Consider the following 19,207-nt stretch of genomic DNA (forward strand, 5'->3'; position numbering starts at 1 on the left):
TCCTTGCTTGTCCCAAGGCGCAGCCCACCACCCCGGTGCTGCGCCTGGCGAAGCTCCTATCCGGAGCGACGCGTTTGTTTACGGAGATACATGATGTCTACCTCCCCCGTCACGCTGATGGTTGCGCGCCGTGTCGCCAACGGGCGTTATCAGGATCTGATCGCCTGGTTGCGCGAAGGCGAACAACTGGCCACCGACTTTCCCGGTTATCTCGGTTCAGGCGTGCTGGCACCGCCACCCGACGATGATGAATTCCAGATCATTTTCCGCTTCGCCGATGAACAGACCCTGCACGCTTGGGAGCACTCTGCCTCGCGTACTGCCTGGCTGGCACGCGGCAGCGATCTGTTTGCCCATCCGACAGAACATCGGGTCAGCGGCATCGAAGGCTGGTTCGGCGCCGCCGGACAACGCCCACCGCGCTGGAAACAGGCCGTGGCAATCTGGCTGGCGTTTTTCCCGGTGTCCCTGCTGTTCAACTTCGCACTGGGGCCGTTGCTCGGCGAAATGGGTCTGCTGAGCCGGGTATTGATCAGCACTTTGTGCCTGACGCCATTGATGGTCTATTTCTTCATTCCGCTGTCGACCCGATTGCTGGCCAACTGGCTGAACGCGGCGCCGACGCGGCGCTTGCCTGCCGAGCCAAGCCCTCAAAACCGCTAAAAGATCGCAGCCTGCGGCAGCTCCTACAAGGGATCGCATTTCAAGGTAGGAGCTGCCGCAGGCTGCGATCTTTTCAGCGGCATTACACGGCCAGTCGCTGGTATAGTTTTGCTCTTACCGCGATGCGAGCCGTTCATGACTTCTTCCGCAGCCCCCATCCTCATCACCGGTGCCGGCCAGCGTGTCGGCCTGCATTGTGCGCAGCGCCTGCTCGAAGACGGCCATCGCGTGATCTTCAGCTACCGCAGCGAACGCCCCGGCGTACAAACCCTGCGGGATCTGGGGGCGACGGCGGTGTTTGCGGACTTCTCCAGCGAAGCCGGAATCTTTGCCTTCATCAGCGAACTGAAAACTCATACCGACAGCCTGCGGGCAATCGTCCATAACGCCTCCGAATGGCTCGCCGAAACCCCGGACACCGATGCCGAAGCGTTCACCCGCATGTTCAGCGTGCACATGCTCGCGCCCTACCTGATCAACCTGCATTGCGCCGACTTGCTGCAACGCTCAAGCCCTGCCGACATCGTGCACATCAGCGATGACGTAACCCGCAAGGGCAGCAGCAAGCACATCGGTTATTGCGCCAGCAAAGCCGGGCTCGACAGCCTGACCCTGTCCTTCGCGGCCAAATACGCGCCGGCCATCAAGGTCAACGCGATCGCCCCGGCCCTGCTACTGTTCAATCCTGACGACGACGCAGCCTACCGCGCCAAGGCATTGGCCAAATCCGCGCTGGGCATCGAACCCGGCAGCGAAGTGATCTATCACAGCCTGCGCTATTTGCTCGACAACCCTTATGTCACCGGCACGACCCTGACCGTCAACGGCGGAAGGCACATCAAATAAGTGTCCCGCGAGGATCTTCCATGACGCAATCCCTGCACCAGAACGCCCTGTCCCAGAGCTATCGCGAGATCCTCATCGGCCTCGGTGAAAACCCCGATCGCGAAGGCCTGCGAGACACCCCGGTGCGTGCGGCCAAGGCCATGCAGTACCTTTGTCATGGCTACGAGCAAAGTGTCGAAGAGATCGTCAACGGCGCGCTGTTCGCCTCCGACAACGATGAAATGGTGATCGTCGACAACATCGAGCTCTATTCGCTTTGCGAACATCACATGCTGCCCTTCATCGGCAAGGCGCATGTGGCTTATATTCCAACAGGCAAAGTGCTGGGCCTGTCGAAGATTGCACGACTGGTGGACATGTTCGCCCGTCGCCTGCAAATCCAGGAAAATCTCACCCGGCAAATCGCCGAGGCGGTGCAGCAAGTCACCGGCGCGGCGGGTGTCGCCGTTGTCATCGAAGCCAGGCACATGTGCATGATGATGCGCGGTGTCGAGAAACAGAATTCGACCATGAACACCTCGGTGATGCTCGGCGCCTTCCGCGAGTCGAGCAACACCCGTCAGGAGTTCCTGCAATTGATTGGACGGAGCAAGTAGTAATGCCACAACTTCAACCAGGCATGGCACGCATCCGGGTCAAGGACCTGTGCCTGCGCACCTACATCGGTATCAACGAGGATGAAATCCTCAACAAGCAGGATGTGTTGATCAACCTGACCATCCTCTATGCGGCCCAGGAAGCGGTGCGTGACAACGATATCGATCACGCGCTGAACTACCGGACCATCACCAAGGCGATCATCGCTCACGTCGAAGGCAACCGCTTTGCCCTGCTCGAACGCCTGACCCAGGAAATTCTCGATCTGGTCATGGCCAACAAGTCGGTGCTGTACGCCGAGGTCGAAGTCGACAAGCCTCATGCCCTGCGATTTGCCGAGTCGGTGTCGATTACACTGGCGGCGAGCCGCTGAGCGCGTCTGGCGGATTGCCCGTCAGACTCTTATCATCCGCGCACGATTGAGTCACACAGAGCCCGCCATGAACGACCAACAACGCCTGGAACTCGAAGCCGCCGCCTTTCGCCGGCTCGTCGCGCACCTGGACAGCCGCAAGGATGTGCAGAACATCGACCTGATGAACCTCTCGGGTTTCTGCCGCAACTGCCTGTCCAAGTGGTACAAGGCCGCCGCCGACGAGCGCCAGATCGAGGTCAGCCTCGACGACGCCCGCGAAGTGGTTTACGGCATGCCGTACGCCGAATGGAAAGCCCAATATCAGCAAGAAGCCAACGCCGAACAGCAAGCGGCGTTCGCGAAAGGAAAACCCAATGAGTGATTTGAACACCCTGCGCGACAGCCTCAAGAGCGGCGAACATGCCTTCGCCGACACCCTGGCCTTCATCGCCGCCGGCTACGACTATCAGCCCCAGGCCTTCAACAATGGCGGCGTGGAAAACGCTGCCGGGCAGAACGAAGGTTCGTGCAAGACCCTGGGTCTGGCCTTGCTGGAAGGCCTGAGCGATGAAGAAGCGCTACTGGCGTTCGGCGAGCATTACCGCTCCGTGCTGGCTACTCCTGAAGGCAGCGATCACGGCAATATCCGTGCGTTGATCGCCCATGGCCTGGCGGGTGTGAAGTTCACTCAACAGCCGCTGACCCGCCGCTGATAGCTTTTCTGTAGGAGCGGCGATGGCGCACTTGAAATCGCCATCGCCGGCAAGCCGTGCTCCTACAGGTTCTAGCAACACATCCAGACTTTTAAGATTGACCCGGCAACTTTATTTCGTTTGCCCCTTACCACTGCTGACGGCTTAGATAAAAAGAAGTCCTCCTTCTTCCGAGCCGGTCATCCATGCGCAGCGAAACCATCAGTCAGTCGATCAATATCGTTCACCCTGTCACGCTCAGCCACGGCAAAAACGCCGAGGTCTGGGACACCGATGGCAAACGCTACATCGACTTTGTCGGTGGCATCGGCGTACTCAACCTCGGCCATTGCCATCCAGCCATTGTCGACGCCATTCGCGAACAAGCCACACGGCTGACCCATTACGCGTTCAATGCCGCGCCGCACGAACCTTACCTCGAACTGATGGAGCGCCTCAGCGCGTTTATCCCGGTCGATTATCCGGTCAGCGGCATGCTCACCAACAGCGGCGCCGAAGCGGCTGAGAACGCGCTGAAAATCGTCCGCGGCGCCACCGGCCGCACGGCCGTGATCGCCTTCGATGGCGCCTTCCACGGTCGCACCCTGGCCACGCTCAACCTCAACGGCAAAGTTGCGCCCTATAAACAAAAAGTCGGTGTGCTGCCTGGGCCGGTCTATCACCTGCCCTTCCCCAGCCAGGATAACGGCGTGACTTGCGCTGAAGCGCTGAAGGCCATGGATCGGTTGTTCAGCGTTGAAATCGACGTCGAGGATGTGGCCTGCTTCATCGTCGAACCGGTGCAGGGCGAAGCGGGTTTCCTGGCCATGGACGTCGAGTTCGCCCAGGCGCTGCGCAAATTCTGCGACGAAAAGGGCATTGTGCTGATCGCCGATGAAATCCAGTCCGGCTTCGGCCGCACCGGTCAGCGTTTTGCGTTCTCGCGGCTGGGCATCGAGCCGGACCTGATCCTGCTCGGTAAAAGCATCGCCGGTGGCGTACCGCTGGGTGCGGTGGTCGGGCGCAAATCGCTGCTCGACATCTTGCCCAAGGGCGGGCTCGGCGGCACCTATTCCGGCAACCCCATCGCCTGCGCCGCTGCATTGGCGACGCTGGACGAAATGACCGATGCCAATCTGCAAGCGTGGGGCACGCAGCAAGAAGAGGCGATTGTCAGTCGCTACGAAACCTGGCGCGCGAGCAAGTTGTCGCCATATCTGGGACGCCTGACCGGTGTTGGCGCGATGCGCGGCATCGAACTGGCGAATGCCGACGGCTCGCCCGCAGCGGCGCAGTTGACGCAGCTGCTGGCGCTGGCACGGGATGCAGGTTTGTTGTTGATGCCTAGCGGCAAGTCGCGGCACATCATTCGGCTGTTGGCGCCGTTGACGACCGAAGCTGCGGTGCTGGAGGAAGGACTGGATATTCTTGAGGCGTGCCTGGCAAAACTGACCTGACCTGTAGGAGCTGCCGAAGGCTGCGATCTTTTGATCTTGATCTTGATCTTCAAGAGCCAGATCAAAAGATCGCAGCCTTCGGCAGCTCCTACACGATGGAGATCATATTTTCATAGGCACAAAAAAACCGGCCGAAGCCGGTTTTCTCATTGCTATGCAAACAGCATCAAGCGTTCTGCAGATTGTCCAGGTAACGCTCGGCATCCAGTGCCGCCATGCAACCGGCGCCGGCCGAGGTGATGGCTTGACGGTACACGTGGTCAGCCACGTCACCGGCAGCGAAGATGCCTTCGAGGTTGGTGGCGGTGGCGTTGCCGTCACGGCCGCCGTGCACCACCAGGTAGCCGTCTTTCAGGGTCAACTGGCCTTCGAACAGCGAAGTGTTCGGGGTGTGGCCGATGGCGATGAACACGCCGTCGACTTTCACTTCGTCGAAGCTGCCGTCGTTGTTCTTCAGGCGGGCACCGGTCACGCCCATGTTGTCGCCCAGGACTTCGTCCAGGGTCGCGTTCAGCTTCAGGATGATCTTGCCTTCGGCCACGCGAGCGTTGAGCTTGTCGATCAGGATCTTCTCGGCGCGGAACGTTTCACGACGGTGGATCAGGGTCACGGTGCTGGCGATGTTGGCCAGGTACAGGGCTTCTTCAACCGCGGTGTTGCCGCCGCCGACCACAGCCACAGGCTTGTTGCGATAGAAGAAACCATCGCACGTTGCGCAGGCCGACACGCCTTTGCCCATGAACGCTTCTTCCGATGGCAGGCCCAGGTAACGAGCGCTGGCACCGGTGGCGATGATCAGGGCGTCGCAGGTGTAGGTCGCGCTGTCGCCGATCAGGGTGTACGGCTTGGCAGCGAAGTCCACGGCATTGATGTGATCGAAAACGATCTCGGTTTCGAAGCGCTCGGCGTGCTCGCGCATCCGCTCCATCAACGCCGGGCCGGTCAGGCCGTGGACGTCGCCCGGCCAGTTGTCGACTTCGGTGGTGGTGGTCAGTTGACCACCGGCCTGCATGCCGGTGATCAGCAGTGGCTTGAGGTTGGCACGGGCGGCGTATACCGCAGCGCTGTAACCGGCAGGGCCGGAACCGAGAATAATCACTCGCGAATGACGGACTTCAGACATGACCTGCTCCTGTTGACCGGCCCGGAACACCTGGCGCGGAACGCCGGATCACCGGCGGGAATAAAAAAGAACGGTTGAAAGCACTTGGGGAAGGCTTGAACACGACCGTCCTGTAAAAAGATTGGGTGCAGCGTATCGAGGGGGCGAAGATTAAGGAAATACGGTTTAACAATCCAGCTCATAGGTGGTCTCTATCCCGTCAGCGTGATTTTCAGGACGCGTTTGTTACAGTGAATGTCGATACCGCTGCCGCGCTTTCGCCTGTCAGGCAAAGCCGGTAAGGTCGGCGCGTTTACCCTCTGCTCGGAGCACGTTATGCCCGCCCCCGTTCTGTCCGGCCCGCAATACCTGCGCGAAGGCCTCAAACTGGTCCTCAGCCCAAGCCTGCGTTTGTTCGTGTTGTTGCCGCTGGCGATCAACCTGGTGCTGTTCGTCGGATTGATCTATCTGGCCGGCCATCAGTTCAGCCTGTGGGTCGATACGCTGATGCCGTCCCTGCCCGAGTGGCTGAGTTTTCTCAGCTATATCCTGTGGCCGCTGTTCGTGGTGTTGGTGATATTCATGGTGTTCTTCACCTTCACCATGCTCGCCAACATCATCGCCGCGCCGTTCAATGGCTTCCTGGCGGAGAAAGTCGAAGTGGTGGTGCGCGGCACCGACGACTTCCCGGCCTTCAGCTGGGGCGAACTGGTCGCGATGATCCCGCGCACCCTTGCCCGGGAAATGCGCAAGCTCGGCTACTTCCTGCCCCGGGCAATCGGCTTGTTCATCCTGTCGTTCATCCCGGTGGTGAATATCATCGCCGCGCCACTGTGGCTGCTGTTCGGGGTGTGGATGATGGCGATCCAGTACATCGACTACCCGGCGGACAACCACAAACTGGGCTGGAACGAGATGCTCGCCTGGCTGCGGCAGAAACGCTGGCAGAGCATGGGTTTTGGCGGCAGCGTGTATCTGGTGTTGCTGATCCCGGTGGTCAACATCCTGATGATGCCGGCGGCCGTGGCCGGGGCGACGTTGTTCTGGGTGCGCGAGCGCGGTGCCGAGAATCTGGTGGCGCAACGCTGAGCCGGTAACAAATCCATCATCTGCTCGTCACAACGTCGACATGGCCTCAGCCGACACTGGGGTCATGACGACAGCTCTGCATATCACCCTGATCACCGAAACCTTTCCTCCCGAAATCAACGGCGTGGCCAATACCCTTGGTCGCTTGTGCGACGGTTTGCGCGCGCGCGGGCATCAGGTGGAATTGGTACGACCGCGCCAGGGCTGCGATCAATCCGCAGGCAGCGACGATGAGTTGTTGCTGTGCCGAGGCTGGCCGCTGCCGGGTTACCCCGGTCTGCAATGGGGACAGTCGTCGATGCACAAATTGCTGCGACGCTGGAAGCGTCAGCGCCCGGACGTGCTGTATATCGCCACCGAAGGGCCACTGGGTTTATCGGCATTGCGTGCGGCGCGGCGTCTGGGCATTTCGGTGGTCAGCGGCTTTCACACCAATTTCCAGCAGTATTCCAGCCAGTACGGCCTCGGCTTGCTGACGCGCCTGCTGACCCACTATCTGCGCTGGTTCCACAATCGTTCGAACCTCACGCTGGTGCCGAGTGTCAGCCAGCGCATGGAACTGGAGCGCCGGCATTTCGAGCGCCTGGCTTTGCTGTCTCGCGGCGTCGACAGCCAGTTGTTTCACCCGGCCAAACGCTTGAATGCGCTGCGCGAGCAGTGGGGACTGGGCGAGAACGACATTGCCGTCATCCATGTAGGACGTTTGGCGCAGGAGAAAAACCTGGGTTTGCTCAAGCGCTGCTTCAACACCCTCAAGGCGACTTATCCACAGCGCAACCTGAAGCTGATCGTGGTGGGCGATGGCCCGCAACGCCTGCTGATGGAAAGCGAAATGCCCGAAGCAATCTTCTGCGGTGCACAACGCGGCGAAGCCTTGGCCAGTCACTATGCGTCGGGGGATGTGTTTCTGTTTCCCAGCCTGACTGAAACCTTCGGCAATGTGGTGCTGGAGGCGCTGGCATCAGGGTTGGGCGTGGTGGCTTACGATCAGGCTGCAGCGGCGCAGCATATCCGCCATGGCTACAACGGCGTGTTGGCGATGCCGGGGGACGAAGAGGCGTTCTGCGATGCGGCGGCGTGGTTGCTGGAAGAGCGCGAAACCTTGCGCTGCGTGCGGCTCAACGCGCGCCAGCATGCCAGTCGGCAAGGTTGGCCGGCGATCATTGAACAATTTGAAGGGCAGTTGCGGGGTGCTTGTGTGCAGGGATTGGCCGTACCGGATGCAGCGTTGTTGCCTTGAAAAGCATCGCGGGCAAGCCTTGCTCCTACAGGATTAATGTCGATCACAATACATCGACACGACGTGGATCTGTAGGAGCAAGGCTTGCCCGCGATGAGGCCGGCACGAACGCCGCTTAAACCAGCGTCATCAACGCCTCACGGCTGAACGGCAGAATGTCTTCCTCACGACCGTCACGCACCTTCTGCGCCCAGTCCGGGTCTACCAGCAGCGCGCGACCGACCGCCACCAGGTCGAACTCATCGTTGTTCAAACGCTCCAGCAGTTTTTCCAGGCTGGCCGGTTGCGCGACCTTGTCGGTGTTGACCATGAACTGCAGGAACTCGCCGTCCAGGCCGACGCTGCCCACGGTGATGGTCGGCTTGCCGGTGAGTTTGCGGGTCCAGCCCGCCAGGTTCAGTTCGGAACCGTCGAACTCCGGCTCCCAGAAACGGCGCGTCGAGCAGTGGAAAATATCCACGCCAGCGTCAGACAACGGTTGGAGGAACTCGCCCAACGCTTCTGAAGTTTGCACCAGACGCGCGGTGTAATCCTGCTGCTTCCACTGCGAGAAACGGAAGATGATCGGGAAACCTTCACCGACCGCTGCACGCACCGCCTGAATCAGCTCGATGGCGAAACGCGAGCGGTTGGCCAGGCTGCCACCGTATTCGTCGGTACGCTGGTTGCTGCCTTTCCAGAAGAACTGGTCGATCAGATAGCCGTGGGCGCCGTGGATTTCCACGCCGTCCATGCCGATGCTCTGGGCATCCTTGGCCGCTTGGGCGAACGCAGCGATCACGTCCTGAATGTCTTGCTTGCTCATGCCGTGAACCACGACCTGACCGTCCTTGATTTTTTCCGACGGACCGTAACCCGGCACGCTGGCGTCCGGCTCGGTGCCGATGCGACGCACACTGCCCACATGCCACAGCTGCGGAACGATCTTGCCGCCTTCGGCGTGCACTGCATCAACGACTTTCTTCCAGCCGGCCAATGCCGCTTCACCGTAGAAATGCGGAACATTCGGGTAGCCGTTGGAAGCCTTGTGACCGACGGTGGTGCCTTCGGTGATGATCAGGCCAACGCCAGCCGCCGCGCGACGACGGTAGTACTCGATCACTTTGGAATTCGGCACGCCGCCCGGCGAGAACGAGCGGGTCATCGGCGCCATGACGACACGGGTCGGCAGTTCGAGGGTGCCGAGGTGGAACGGTTTGAACAGGGCTTGAACGGGCATGGGACGCTCCACGGAAGAATGACTTTATGACGGCGATAATATGGAGAGTCCGACGCCTTGAACAGCATTATTGATTTTGGTGATTAAGAGTCAAAAGACACAAAGCAAAAGATCGCAGCCTTCGGCAGCTCCTACAGAGGAATGTGTACACCTGTAGGAGCTGCCGAAGGCTGCGATCTTTTGAAGTTGCTGTATCAGCTCAGGGCTTTTTCAATCGCCTGAACCACAGCCGGATCATCCGGTGGTGTGCGCGGGGAAAACCTCGCCAGCACACGCCCGTCCTTACCCAGCAGGAACTTCTCGAAGTTCCAGGTAATGTCGCCGGGGAATTCGGCGCCCTCGCCGGCCAGCAGCTTGTACAGCTGATGACGCTCATGACCGTTGACTTCCAGCTTGCTGGACAACGGAAAAGTCACGCCATAGTTGAGGCTGCAAAACGCCTGGATCTCCTGCTCGGAACCCGGTTCCTGCCCGGCAAACTGGTTGCACGGCAAGCCAAGCACACTGAAACCCTTGCCCTTGTATTGCTGGTAGAGGTTTTCCAGCGCCGCGTACTGTGGGGTCAGGCCACATTTGGAGGCAACGTTGACCACCAGCACGACGTGCCCCTTGAAAGGCGCCAAAGGTAGCGCCTGACCATCCAGGGCTGTCAAATTAAGGTCGTGAAAAGCACTCATGACGTACTCCAGATTCCCGTGTTCTTCTCGAAACAGCCACTTGGCGGTGTCGCCTGGGACAGCCGCAGACTAAAAAGGCGCCCTCGGGGCGCCTCTCCAGTTCTCGAAAGCTTAGCGCAGAAAATCAGTGGTGATGGCCACCTTCGCCATGGACGTGACCATGAGCGATTTCTTCCTGGCTGGCGTCACGGATGTTGATGATCTTGACCTGGAAGTTCAGGCGCTGACCAGCCAACGGGTGGTTGCCGTCGACGGTGACGTCGTCGCCGTCCAGATCGCGGATGGTCACGATCTGCATCTGGCCGTCCGGAGCGGAAGCGTGGAACTGCATGCCCACTTCCAGTTCGTCGACGCCTTCGAACATGCTGCGGCTCAGGGTGCTGACCAGTTCGGCAGCGTATTCGCCGTAAGCGTCTTCAGGTTCAACGGCTACGGTCAGCTCGTCGCCGACTGCTTTGCCTTCCAGAGCCTTTTCCAGACCCGGGATGATGTTACCTGCGCCTTGCAGGTAGACCAGCGGCGCGCCGCCGGCGGAGCTGTCGATGACCTCACCAGCGTCGTTGGTCAGGGTATAGTCGATGGAGACAGCCTTATTGGCGGCGATCAGCATGGGGCGAGACCTTTTGCATAAGAATATAGAAAGGCCAAGTTTAGCGAAGCAATCGTCCGAAAGCGAACACAACCCGGACAAACGGATTGCGACGATCACAGGCTTCCATCAGGACGAGGACCGCCACTGGGTGGCCGAACTTTCCTGCGGCCACACTCAACACCTGCGACACCAGCCACCGTGGCAATCGCGGGCCTGGGTCATGGACCCTGCGCAACGTCTTGAAAAAATAGGCCAGCCCTTTGCTTGCGGTTGGTGCGCACAAGGCTCGGTTAGCGATAACCTTGGCGACTGAATTTCGGTAGATCGCCAGCTATAGGCGTTCACCTTTGCCTGCTCCTTTAGAGAATTCGCATGCAAACTTTTTTTATCGCGCCCACTGATTTTGGTGTGGGCCTGACCTCCATCAGCCTCGGGCTGGTGCGTACGCTTGAGCGCGCCGGCCTCAAGGTCGGCTTTTTCAAACCGATCGCCCAACCGCATCCGGGTGACACGGGGCCTGAACGCTCCACCGAACTGGTGGCCCGCACCCACGGCCTGAAACCGCCGCAGCCGCTGGGCCTGGCCCATGTCGAGCGCATGCTTGGCGACGGTCAGCTGGACGAGCTGCTCGAAGAAATCATCACGCTTTATCAGCAGGCCGCCATCGGCAAGGACGTGTTGATCGTCGAAGGCATGGTGCCGACGCGCAGCGCCAGTTACGCCGCACGGGTCAACTTGCACCTGGCCAAGAGCCTCGACGCCGAGGTGATTCTGGTGTCGGCGCCGGAAAACGAAGTGCTGACCGAGCTCTCCGGGCGCGTGGAGTTGCAGGCGCAATTGTTTGGCGGCCCGAAAGACCCGAAAGTCCTCGGCGTGATCCTCAACAAGGTCAAGACCGACGAAAGCATGGAAGCGTTCGCCTCGCGCCTGAAGGAGCATTCACCGCTGTTGCGCAGCGGCGATTTCCGCCTGTTGGGCTGCATCCCGTTCCAACCGGAGCTGAACGCACCGCGCACCCGCGACGTCGCCGACCTGATGGGCGCCCAGGTGCTCAATGCCGGCGACTACGAAACCCGGCGCATGACCAAAATCATCATCTGCGCCCGCACCATGCGCAACACCGTGGAGTTGCTCAAGCCCGGCGTGCTGGTGGTGACTCCCGGCGATCGCGACGACATCATCCTCGCCGTCAGCCTGGCGGCCATGAACGGCGTACCGCTGGCCGGCCTGCTGCTGACCAGCGACACTCTGCCCGACCCGCGCATCATGGATTTGTGCCGGGGCGCGTTGCAGGCAGGCTTGCCGGTGTTGTCGGTGAGTACCGGTTCTTACGACACCGCCAACCAGTTGAACGGGCTGAACAAGGAAATCCCGATCGACGATCGCGAACGCGCCGAGATCATCACTGATTTCGTCGCCAGTCATCTCGATGCCAAGTGGCTGCACCAGCGTTGCGGCACGCCACGGGAAATGCGCCTGTCGCCAGCGGTGTTCCGTTATCAACTGATCCAGCGCGCGCAGAACGCCAACAAGCGTATCGTCCTGCCCGAAGGCAGCGAGCCACTGACCGTTCAAGCGGCCGCAATCTGCCAGGCCCGAGGCATTGCCCGTTGTGTGTTGCTGGCCAAACCCGAAGACGTGCAGGCCGTTGCCCGCGCCCAAGGGATCGAGTTGCCACCGGGGCTGGAAATTCTGGATCCGGACCTGATCCGCGAACGCTACGTCGAGCCGATGGTTTCGTTGCGCAAAAGCAAAAGTCTCAACGCGCCGATGGCCGAGCAGCAACTGGAAGACACCGTGGTGATCGGCACCATGATGCTGGCGCTGGATGAAGTCGATGGACTGGTGTCGGGCGTGATTCACTCCACCGCCAACACCATTCGCCCGGCCCTTCAACTGATTAAAACCGCACCGGGTTGCACACTGGTGTCGTCGGTGTTCTTCATGCTGTTTCCAGAAGAAGTGCTGGTCTACGGCGACTGCGTGATGAACCCGCACCCGAGCGCCAGTGAACTGGCCGAAATCGCCCTGCAAAGTGCGGATTCGGCAGCCGCATTCGGCATCACCCCACGGGTGGCGATGATCAGCTACTCCAGCGGTGAGTCGGCCAGCGGCGAAGAAGTCGAGAAGGTCCGCGAAGCGACGCTGCTCGCTCATGAACAACAGCACTCGCTGTTGATCGACGGCCCGTTGCAATACGACGCCGCCGCCAACGAAGCCGTGGCCAGGCAACTGGCACCGAACAGTCAGGTGGCCGGTCGCGCCACGGTGTTCGTGTTCCCCGACCTCAACACTGGCAACACCACCCACAAAGCCGTGCAGCGCAGCGCCGACTGCGTCAGCCTCGGCCCGATGCTGCAAGGCCTGCGTAAACCGGTGAACGATTTGCCGCGAGGCGCACAAGTCGACGACATCGTCTACACCATCGCGTTGACCGCGATCCAGGCAGCCAACCGACCTATGGATGTTTAAATGCTGGATTTTCTACCTGCACCGCTACGAGGCGTGATTGCCTCGCTGCTGTTGGCCCTGAACACGATTTTGCTCTGCTCGTTTCTGTTCTGCGTGGCGCTCGTCAAGGTACTGCCATTCGCCATTACCCAGCGCATTGCGGGCTGGTTGATGAGCCATACGCACGAAGCCTGGATCAGTATCAACAAAGGCTGGATGAACCTGGTGCGCCGCACCCGCTGGCACATCAGCGGCCTGCAAGGCCTCGACTACCAGCACTCGTACCTGATCACCAGCAACCACCAGAGCTGGGTCGACATACTGGTGCTGCAATACGTGCTCAACCGGCGCATCCAGCCGCTGAAGTTCTTTCTCAAACAGGAGCTGATCTGGGTCCCGGTGATTGGCCTGGCGTGGTGGGCGCTGGGCTTTCCGTTCATGAAGCGCTATTCCAAGGCGTACCTGGAGAAGCATCCGGAGAAGAAAGGCAAAGACCTGGAAACCACGCGCAAGACCTGCGCGAAGTTTCGCAACAACCCGGTGGGCATTTTCAACTTTGTCGAAGGCACGCGCTTCACCGAGGGCAAGCACAAGCAACAGCAATCACCGTTCAAGTATCTGCTCAAGCCCAAGGCGGGCGGCATCGCGTTCGTTCTCGATGCGATGGGCGAGCAGCTTGAGTCCCTGGTCAACGTGACCATCCACTACCCTGCCGGGCGTCCAGGATTCTGGGACTTGCTGTGCGGGAATATTGCGGACGTGGTGGTGCACTTTGAAGAGCTGAAGATTCCGCCGCAGTTCATTGGCAAGAACTACGACCAGGACGGTGAGTACCGACTGCAGTTTCAGGGCTGGATCAACCAGTTGTGGCAGGACAAGGATGCGTTGCTGGGGCAGATGCATCGCGAATTCCCTGGTAAACACTAACCCCCTGTAGGAGTGAGCCTGCTCGCGATAGCGGTCGTACATTCAGAATTTATGTCGGCTGATTCACCGCTATCGCGAGCAGGCTCACTCCTACAGTTGACCGAGCAGGTCTCAATAAAAAACCCGCCGGATGATCACTCATCGGCGGGTTTTTCTTTTCCGGCTAACGCTTAGATCGCGCCACGCTTGCGCAGCAGATCCAGCACTTGCTTGACGCCTTCTTCCAGCGTCACGGACTGGGTGTCGACAACCAGATCGGCATCCAGTGGCACGTCGTACGGGAAGGACTCGCCCGGGATGTTGTCCCCGGCTGCCGCGTACAGGCCTTGCGGGTCACGCTCGGCGCACACGGTCGGCGAAGCCTGGACGTAGACCGTCAGCAGACGTTCCTTGCCAATCAGCTCTCGTGCCTGTTCACGACCTTCAGCACTCGGCGCAACGAATGCAGCGAGGGTCAGCAGACCGGCTTCGTTGAACTGACGCGCAACGTGAGCCGCACGACGCCAGTTCTCGGTACGCCCGGCGCGATCCTGCGGCAGACCTTTGTTGAGGTCGTGACGCAGGTTCTGGCCATCGAGTACGAACACCGCACGGCCCAGGTCGAACAGCTTGCGCTCGACCGCATAGGCCAGGGTGCTCTTGCCCGCGCCCGACAAGCCGCTGAACAACACGGTAGCCGGTTGCTGGCCGAAGCGCTGGGCGCGTTCTTCGGTGGCGACGTGGGCCAGCTTACCGTGATGGGTACTGGTGCCATGCGCCAACGGTTGGGCGACGATCATGCCCGCGCCAACGGTGCCGTTGGTCAAGCGGTCGATGATGATGAAGGCGCCGGTGGTGCGGTTGCTGTCGTAACCGTCAAGGGCAATCGGCGCATCGAGCGCGATCTTGACCTTGCCGATTTCGTTCAGCTGCAACGCGCTGGCCGGGCCTTCTTCAAGGGTGTTCACGTCGACCTTGTTGACGATGCTGGCGATGGAGCCCGGCACGTAACTGGTAGCGCGTTTGAAGTCGTATTTCTTGCCCGGCAGCATCGGCTCTTCAGCCATCCACACCAGCATGGCTTCGAAGCTGTCGGTCACCGGCGGCACGTTGTCGGCATGCACCAACAGGTCGCCACGGGAGATGTCGATTTCGTCTTCCATGGTCAGCGTGACTGCCTGACCAGGACCGGCGTGCTCCAGTTCACCTTCGAAGGTGACGATGGATTTCACGCGACTGCTCTTGCCTGACGGCAACACCACCACTTCGTCGCCTTTCTTGACGATGCCGCTGGCGAGGGTGCCGGCGAAACCGCGGAAGTTCAGGTTCGGACGGTTGACGTACTGCACCGGGAAACGCAGATCGGTGAAGTTGCGGTCGCCCGCCACTTCGACGGTCTCGAGAATTTCCATCAGCGACTGGCCGGTGTACCACGGCGAGCGCTCGGACTTGTTCACCACGTTGTCGCCCTTCAGCGCCGACATCGGCACGAAGTGCATGCTGGTTGGCTTCAGCTTCAAGCCTTCGGCGAACTTCAGGTAGTCGGCCTTGATCGACTCGAACACGCCCTGGTCGAAGTCCTTGAGGTCCATCTTGTTGATGGCGACGACGATGTGCTTGATGCCCAGCAACGAGGCGATGAAGCTGTGGCGGCGGGTCTGGGTCTGCACGCCGTAACGGGCGTCGACCAGGATGATCGCCAGGTCACAGGTGGACGCACCGGTGGCCATGTTGCGGGTGTACTGCTCGTGGCCGGGGGTGTCGGCGATGATGAATTTGCGCTTGGCGGTGGAGAAGTAGCGGTACGCGACATCAATGGTGATGCCCTGCTCGCGCTCGGCCTGCAGGCCGTCGACCAGCAACGCCAGGTCGATGTCTTCGCCGGTGGTGCCGACTTTTTTCGAGTCGCGGGTAATCGCTTCCAGGTGATCTTCGTAGATCATCTTGGAGTCGTGCAGCAGGCGCCCGATCAGGGTGCTCTTGCCGTCGTCGACGTTACCGCAAGTCAGGAAGCGCAGCAGCTCTTTACGTTCGTGCTGGCCCAGGTAGGCGAGGATGTCCTCGCTGATCAAATCAGATTGATGCGACATGACAGCCCCTTAGAAATAACCTTGACGTTTTTTATCTTCCATGGAGCCGGCGCCATCGTGGTCGATGACACGGCCCTGGCGCTCGGAAGTTCGCGTCAGGAGCATTTCCTGAATGATGTCCGTGAGGCTTTCGGCCTCGGACTCCACCGCGCCCGTCAACGGGTAGCAGCCAAGGGTACGGAAACGCACTTTCTTTTTGACGATGCGGGCTTTGTCTTCATCGCTCAGGTGTTCGAGGATGCGCTCGTCGTCGATCATGATCAGCGTGCCGTTCTTCTCGATGACTTCGCGCTCGGCGGCGAAGTACAGCGGGACGATCGGAATGCCTTCCAGATAGATGTACTGCCAGATGTCCAGTTCGGTCCAGTTCGACAACGGGAATACGCGGATCGACTCGCCCTTGTTGACCTTGCCGTTGTAGACGTTCCACAGCTCTGGGCGCTGGTTTTTCGGGTCCCAGCGGTGCTTGCTGTCGCGGAACGAGTACACGCGCTCTTTGGCACGGGATTTCTCTTCATCGCGACGGGCGCCACCGAAGGCGGCATCGAAACCATATTTGTCGAGAGCCTGTTTCAGGCCTTCGGTCTTCATGATGTCGGTGTGCTTGGCGCTGCCGTGGGTGAACGGGTTGATGTTCTGCGCCACGCCGTCGGGGTTGACGTGGGTGATCAGGTCGAGGCCCAGCTCGGCGACCATCTTGTCGCGAAAGCTGTACATCTCCTGGAATTTCCAGCGCGTGTCGACGTGCATCACGGGAAACGGCAGCTTGCCAGGGAAGAATGCCTTGCGAGCCAGGTGCAGCATCACGGCGGAGTCTTTACCGATCGAGTACAGCATCACCGGGTTGTCGAACTCGGCTGCCACCTCGCGGATGATGTGGATGCTTTCCGCCTCCAGCTGTTTCAGATGCGTCAGTTTGTCGACCATGGCTACTCACGAAATCTTTCTTATGAACGGCCAGCGGGCCGTGTTCGAGCGGGGAATCCTAGCACAGCGACCTCTTCTAATCAGGACACCAACTAGATCGAAAGAGCATATGAATATGCCTGTGCGTTTGGGCTGCCCACCCTGCGTAGGAGCTGCCGAAGGCTGCGATCTTTTGACGTTGATTTTTCAAGATCAAAAGATCGCAGCCTTCGGCAGCTCCTACAGAAGCGATCATATTGCAGGCGGAGTCAGATCGGATTCGGGCAATCGATGAAGATGTGTTCAAGGGCAAAACGCCGTGCCAGGTAATCCCCCAACGCCTGAACGCCATAACGCTCGGTGGCGTGGTGACCGGCAGCAATGAAGCTGATGTCGTTTTCCCGGGCGCTGTGGAAGGTTTGCTCGGATGCTTCACCGCTGAGGTACAGATCGACACCCGCCAGCACCGCCTGATCGATGTAGCCCTGGCCACCACCGGTGCACCAGCCGACGCGGCGGATCATTTGGCTGCCTTCAATCAGCAAGGGCTCGCGGCCCATGACTTCCTGCACGCGGCGGGCGAAGTCACGGGGCGTCACCGGTTCGCTCAGGGAGCCGACCAGACCGACGATCTTCAGGTTGTCCGGATCGAGCGGGCCTTCGACGGTGATGTCGAGTTGCCGCGCCAGTTGCACGTTGTTGCCGACTTCCGGATGCAGATCCAGCGGCAAGTGATAGCCCAACAGGCTGATATCGTGCTTGAGCAAGGTCTTCAAGCGACGCTGCTTCATGCCCGTGATGCACGGGTTTTCGCCCTTCCAGAAGTAACCGTGATGCACCAGCACCAGATCGGCATTGGCTTCCACGGCAGCATCGAGCAAGGCCTGGCTGGCGGTGACGCCACTGACGATGCGCATCACCTGCGGCCGGCCTTCGACCTGCAGGCCGTTGGGGCAATAATCGGCAATTTTCGAACTGCCGAGGTAACGGTCGGCTTCTTCGACCAGGGTGCTCAGGGCGACGGCCATAAAAGACTCCTAAATATCCCGTTCAGAGGCACGCGCGGCCTCGTATAATGCGCGTCATTATGAGCGGTCTCATTCCGCCTGCAACTCTCTCAGGACGTGCTTAATGCTCAAGGCGCTGCGTTTTTCCGGCTGGCCGCTGTTGGCCGGCGTGCTTGTCGCTCTGTTAATCATCCAGCGTTACCCGCAGTGGGTCGGGCTTCCAAGTCTCGACGTCAATCTGCAGCAAGCCCCGCAAACCACGAGCATGAAGGAAGGTCCGGTGTCCTACTCGGACGCCGTGACCACCGCCGCGCCGTCAGTGGTGAACCTGTACACCACCAAAGTCATCAACAAACCCAGCCATCCACTGTTCGAAGATCCGCAGTTCCGACGCTTCTTCGGCGATAACTCGCCCAAGCAGAAACGCATGGAATCGAGCCTCGGTTCCGGCGTGATCATGAGCCCGGAAGGCTACATCCTGACCAACAACCACGTGACCAGCGGCGCCGATCAGATTGTGGTGGCACTCAAGGATGGTCGTGAAACCCTGGCGCGCGTCATCGGCAGCGACCCGGAAACCGACCTTGCGGTACTGAAGATCGATTTGAAGAACCTGCCTTCAATCACCGTCGGCCGCTCCGACAACATTCGCATCGGCGACGTCGCGCTGGCCATCGGCAACCCGTTCGGCGTCGGCCAGACCGTGACCATGGGCATCATCAGCGCCACCGGTCGCAATCAGTTGGGCCTGAACAACTACGAGGACTTCATCCAGACTGACGCCGCAATCAACCCCGGCAACTCCGGCGGTGCGCTGGTGGATGCCAATGGCAACCTGACCGGTATCAACACAGCGATCTTCTCCAAGTCCGGTGGTTCCCAAGGCATAGGCTTCGCCATTCCGGTCAAACTGGCGATGGAAGTGATGAAGTCGATCATCGAACACGGCCAGGTGATTCGCGGCTGGCTGGGCATTGAAGTGCAGCCATTGACCCAGGAACTGGCGGAATCCTTCGGTTTGTCAGGACGTCCGGGCATCGTCGTTGCGGGTATATTCCGCGACGGTCCGGCGCAGAAAGCTGGCCTGCAATTGGGCGACGTGATTCTTGCCATCGACGGCGAACCGGCCGGCGACGGGCGACGCTCGATGAATCAGGTGGCGCGGATCAAACCGACCGACAAAGTCACTATCCAGGTCATGCGCAACAGCAAGGAACTCAAGCTCACGGCAGAAATAGGCCTGCGCCCGCCGCCCGCGCCGATCAAGGAAAAAGAAGAGAACTAAGCCCGGCTCGAGAATCTCGAGCCATTAGCAGAC

Annotated in this window: 20 protein-coding genes; 13 read left to right on the forward strand and 7 right to left on the reverse strand. The window is 60.0% G+C overall.

Features of this window, described 5'->3' with window-relative positions:
• Positions 1–93 precede the first annotated feature (93 nt).
• The 7 genes from ACM110_RS11215 to ACM110_RS11245 all read left to right on the forward strand — a co-directional run bounded on the left by ACM110_RS11215 (position 94) and on the right by ACM110_RS11245 (position 4,610).
• Positions 94–663, forward strand: coding sequence for an antibiotic biosynthesis monooxygenase (locus ACM110_RS11215; protein ID WP_416127825.1), 570 nt, complete (start codon positions 94–96; stop codon positions 661–663).
• Between the two features lie 135 nt (positions 664–798).
• Entirely contained in the window at positions 799–1,509 is a 711-nt protein-coding gene (folM, locus tag ACM110_RS11220) for a dihydromonapterin reductase (protein WP_416127826.1), read from the forward strand.
• Between the two features lie 20 nt (positions 1,510–1,529).
• The gene (gene folE, locus ACM110_RS11225; RefSeq protein ID WP_338584762.1) at positions 1,530–2,105 is read left to right on the forward strand and encodes a GTP cyclohydrolase I FolE; all 576 of its coding nucleotides are present in this window, start codon (positions 1,530–1,532) and stop codon (positions 2,103–2,105) included.
• A 2-nt stretch (positions 2,106–2,107) separates the two neighbouring features.
• The gene (gene folX / locus ACM110_RS11230; RefSeq protein WP_338584760.1) at positions 2,108–2,479 is read left to right on the forward strand and encodes a dihydroneopterin triphosphate 2'-epimerase; all 372 of its coding nucleotides are present in this window, start codon (positions 2,108–2,110) and stop codon (positions 2,477–2,479) included.
• A 67-nt stretch (positions 2,480–2,546) separates the two neighbouring features.
• Positions 2,547–2,843: a DUF1244 domain-containing protein gene (locus ACM110_RS11235; RefSeq protein WP_095129425.1), complete on the forward strand. Its 297-nt coding sequence runs from the start codon at positions 2,547–2,549 to the stop codon at positions 2,841–2,843.
• Entirely contained in the window at positions 2,836–3,174 is a 339-nt protein-coding gene (locus tag ACM110_RS11240) for a HopJ type III effector protein (protein WP_416127827.1), read from the forward strand. Before ACM110_RS11235 ends, ACM110_RS11240 begins: the two co-directional genes overlap by 8 nt.
• Positions 3,175–3,359: 185 nt before the next feature.
• Positions 3,360–4,610: an aspartate aminotransferase family protein gene (locus tag ACM110_RS11245; RefSeq protein WP_416127828.1), complete on the forward strand. Its 1,251-nt coding sequence runs from the start codon at positions 3,360–3,362 to the stop codon at positions 4,608–4,610.
• A gap of 166 nt (positions 4,611–4,776) precedes the next feature.
• Here ACM110_RS11245 and trxB read toward each other — a convergent pair whose 3' ends face one another.
• A complete protein-coding gene (gene trxB, locus ACM110_RS11250) occupies positions 4,777–5,733 on the reverse strand; it encodes a thioredoxin-disulfide reductase (RefSeq protein ID WP_416127829.1) in 957 nt (318 codons plus the stop codon).
• A 315-nt stretch (positions 5,734–6,048) separates the two neighbouring features.
• Here trxB and cysZ point away from each other — a divergent pair, with 315 nt between their 5' ends.
• Complete coding sequence (cysZ, locus tag ACM110_RS11255; RefSeq protein ID WP_416127830.1) at positions 6,049–6,801, forward strand: sulfate transporter CysZ; 753 nt, start codon at positions 6,049–6,051, stop codon at positions 6,799–6,801.
• A gap of 40 nt (positions 6,802–6,841) precedes the next feature.
• Positions 6,842–8,041 carry a glycosyltransferase family 4 protein gene (locus ACM110_RS11260; RefSeq protein ID WP_416127831.1) on the forward strand — a complete coding sequence of 400 codons (1,200 nt, stop codon included), beginning with the start codon at positions 6,842–6,844 and terminating at the stop codon, positions 8,039–8,041.
• A 115-nt stretch (positions 8,042–8,156) separates the two neighbouring features.
• Here ACM110_RS11260 and ACM110_RS11265 read toward each other — a convergent pair whose 3' ends face one another.
• The 3 genes from ACM110_RS11265 to ACM110_RS11275 form a co-directional block, all read right to left on the reverse strand.
• Positions 8,157–9,260: an NADH:flavin oxidoreductase gene (locus ACM110_RS11265; protein ID WP_416127832.1), complete on the reverse strand. Its 1,104-nt coding sequence runs from the start codon at positions 9,258–9,260 to the stop codon at positions 8,157–8,159.
• Positions 9,261–9,454: 194 nt separating this feature from the next.
• On the reverse strand, positions 9,455–9,937 hold the full coding sequence (locus ACM110_RS11270) for a glutathione peroxidase (protein WP_416127833.1): 483 nt from the start codon (positions 9,935–9,937) through the stop codon (positions 9,455–9,457).
• Between the two features lie 124 nt (positions 9,938–10,061).
• The gene (locus ACM110_RS11275; RefSeq protein ID WP_008054392.1) at positions 10,062–10,547 is read right to left on the reverse strand and encodes an FKBP-type peptidyl-prolyl cis-trans isomerase; all 486 of its coding nucleotides are present in this window, start codon (positions 10,545–10,547) and stop codon (positions 10,062–10,064) included.
• On the opposite strand from ACM110_RS11275, the gene ACM110_RS11280 reads away from it, so the two are divergent.
• From ACM110_RS11280 to ACM110_RS11290, 3 genes are read left to right on the forward strand one after another with little or no spacing between them, the layout of a single operon-like run.
• Positions 10,516–10,842, forward strand: a complete 327-nt coding sequence (locus ACM110_RS11280; protein ID WP_416127834.1) for a DUF3565 domain-containing protein — start codon at positions 10,516–10,518, stop codon at positions 10,840–10,842. The genes ACM110_RS11275 and ACM110_RS11280 overlap by 32 nt on opposite strands.
• A gap of 59 nt (positions 10,843–10,901) precedes the next feature.
• Positions 10,902–13,001 carry a phosphate acetyltransferase gene (gene pta, locus ACM110_RS11285; protein WP_416127835.1) on the forward strand — a complete coding sequence of 700 codons (2,100 nt, stop codon included), beginning with the start codon at positions 10,902–10,904 and terminating at the stop codon, positions 12,999–13,001.
• A complete protein-coding gene (locus ACM110_RS11290) occupies positions 13,002–13,907 on the forward strand; it encodes an acyltransferase (protein WP_416127836.1) in 906 nt (301 codons plus the stop codon).
• Between the two features lie 170 nt (positions 13,908–14,077).
• On the opposite strand, the gene cysN is transcribed toward ACM110_RS11290, so the two are convergent.
• The 3 genes from cysN to ACM110_RS11305 form a co-directional block, all read right to left on the reverse strand.
• The gene (gene cysN, locus ACM110_RS11295; RefSeq protein WP_416127837.1) at positions 14,078–15,976 is read right to left on the reverse strand and encodes a sulfate adenylyltransferase subunit CysN; all 1,899 of its coding nucleotides are present in this window, start codon (positions 15,974–15,976) and stop codon (positions 14,078–14,080) included.
• A 9-nt stretch (positions 15,977–15,985) separates the two neighbouring features.
• Positions 15,986–16,903, reverse strand: a complete 918-nt coding sequence (gene cysD / locus ACM110_RS11300; RefSeq protein ID WP_338584745.1) for a sulfate adenylyltransferase subunit CysD — start codon at positions 16,901–16,903, stop codon at positions 15,986–15,988.
• Between the two features lie 248 nt (positions 16,904–17,151).
• Positions 17,152–17,910 (reverse strand): Nif3-like dinuclear metal center hexameric protein, encoded by a 759-nt coding sequence (locus ACM110_RS11305; protein ID WP_416127838.1) that lies wholly within the window; start codon positions 17,908–17,910, stop codon positions 17,152–17,154.
• Between the two features lie 103 nt (positions 17,911–18,013).
• On the opposite strand from ACM110_RS11305, the gene algW reads away from it, so the two are divergent.
• Complete coding sequence (gene algW, locus ACM110_RS11310) at positions 18,014–19,174, forward strand: Do family serine endopeptidase AlgW (RefSeq protein ID WP_416127839.1); 1,161 nt, start codon at positions 18,014–18,016, stop codon at positions 19,172–19,174.
• Positions 19,175–19,207: the final 33 nt, after the last annotated feature.

The organism is Pseudomonas sp. NFX98 (genome assembly GCF_047784845.1).
Taxonomy (GTDB): Bacteria; Pseudomonadota; Gammaproteobacteria; order Pseudomonadales; family Pseudomonadaceae; genus Aquipseudomonas.

What these genes read in the sequence shown, in the direction of transcription:
- folE (WP_338584762.1), top strand. Translation starts at nt 1,530, where the DNA reads ATGACGCAATCCCTGCACCAGAACGCCCTGTCCCAGAGCTATCGCGAG.
- trxB (WP_416127829.1), bottom strand. Translation starts at nt 5,733, where the DNA reads ATGTCTGAAGTCCGTCATTCGCGAGTGATTATTCTCGGTTCCGGCCCT.
- ACM110_RS11290 (WP_416127836.1), top strand. Translation starts at nt 13,002, where the DNA reads ATGCTGGATTTTCTACCTGCACCGCTACGAGGCGTGATTGCCTCGCTG.
- folX (WP_338584760.1), top strand. Translation starts at nt 2,108, where the DNA reads ATGCCACAACTTCAACCAGGCATGGCACGCATCCGGGTCAAGGACCTG.
- ACM110_RS11305 (WP_416127838.1), bottom strand. Translation starts at nt 17,910, where the DNA reads ATGGCCGTCGCCCTGAGCACCCTGGTCGAAGAAGCCGACCGTTACCTC.
- cysN (WP_416127837.1), bottom strand. Translation starts at nt 15,976, where the DNA reads ATGTCGCATCAATCTGATTTGATCAGCGAGGACATCCTCGCCTACCTG.
- algW (WP_416127839.1), top strand. Translation starts at nt 18,014, where the DNA reads ATGCTCAAGGCGCTGCGTTTTTCCGGCTGGCCGCTGTTGGCCGGCGTG.
- cysZ (WP_416127830.1), top strand. Translation starts at nt 6,049, where the DNA reads ATGCCCGCCCCCGTTCTGTCCGGCCCGCAATACCTGCGCGAAGGCCTC.
- cysD (WP_338584745.1), bottom strand. Translation starts at nt 16,903, where the DNA reads ATGGTCGACAAACTGACGCATCTGAAACAGCTGGAGGCGGAAAGCATC.
- pta (WP_416127835.1), top strand. Translation starts at nt 10,902, where the DNA reads ATGCAAACTTTTTTTATCGCGCCCACTGATTTTGGTGTGGGCCTGACC.
- ACM110_RS11270 (WP_416127833.1), bottom strand. Translation starts at nt 9,937, where the DNA reads ATGAGTGCTTTTCACGACCTTAATTTGACAGCCCTGGATGGTCAGGCG.
- ACM110_RS11260 (WP_416127831.1), top strand. Translation starts at nt 6,842, where the DNA reads ATGGCCTCAGCCGACACTGGGGTCATGACGACAGCTCTGCATATCACC.
- ACM110_RS11265 (WP_416127832.1), bottom strand. Translation starts at nt 9,260, where the DNA reads ATGCCCGTTCAAGCCCTGTTCAAACCGTTCCACCTCGGCACCCTCGAA.
- folM (WP_416127826.1), top strand. Translation starts at nt 799, where the DNA reads ATGACTTCTTCCGCAGCCCCCATCCTCATCACCGGTGCCGGCCAGCGT.
- ACM110_RS11245 (WP_416127828.1), top strand. Translation starts at nt 3,360, where the DNA reads ATGCGCAGCGAAACCATCAGTCAGTCGATCAATATCGTTCACCCTGTC.
- ACM110_RS11275 (WP_008054392.1), bottom strand. Translation starts at nt 10,547, where the DNA reads ATGCTGATCGCCGCCAATAAGGCTGTCTCCATCGACTATACCCTGACC.
- ACM110_RS11215 (WP_416127825.1), top strand. Translation starts at nt 94, where the DNA reads ATGTCTACCTCCCCCGTCACGCTGATGGTTGCGCGCCGTGTCGCCAAC.
- ACM110_RS11235 (WP_095129425.1), top strand. Translation starts at nt 2,547, where the DNA reads ATGAACGACCAACAACGCCTGGAACTCGAAGCCGCCGCCTTTCGCCGG.
- ACM110_RS11240 (WP_416127827.1), top strand. Translation starts at nt 2,836, where the DNA reads ATGAGTGATTTGAACACCCTGCGCGACAGCCTCAAGAGCGGCGAACAT.
- ACM110_RS11280 (WP_416127834.1), top strand. Translation starts at nt 10,516, where the DNA reads ATGGAGACAGCCTTATTGGCGGCGATCAGCATGGGGCGAGACCTTTTG.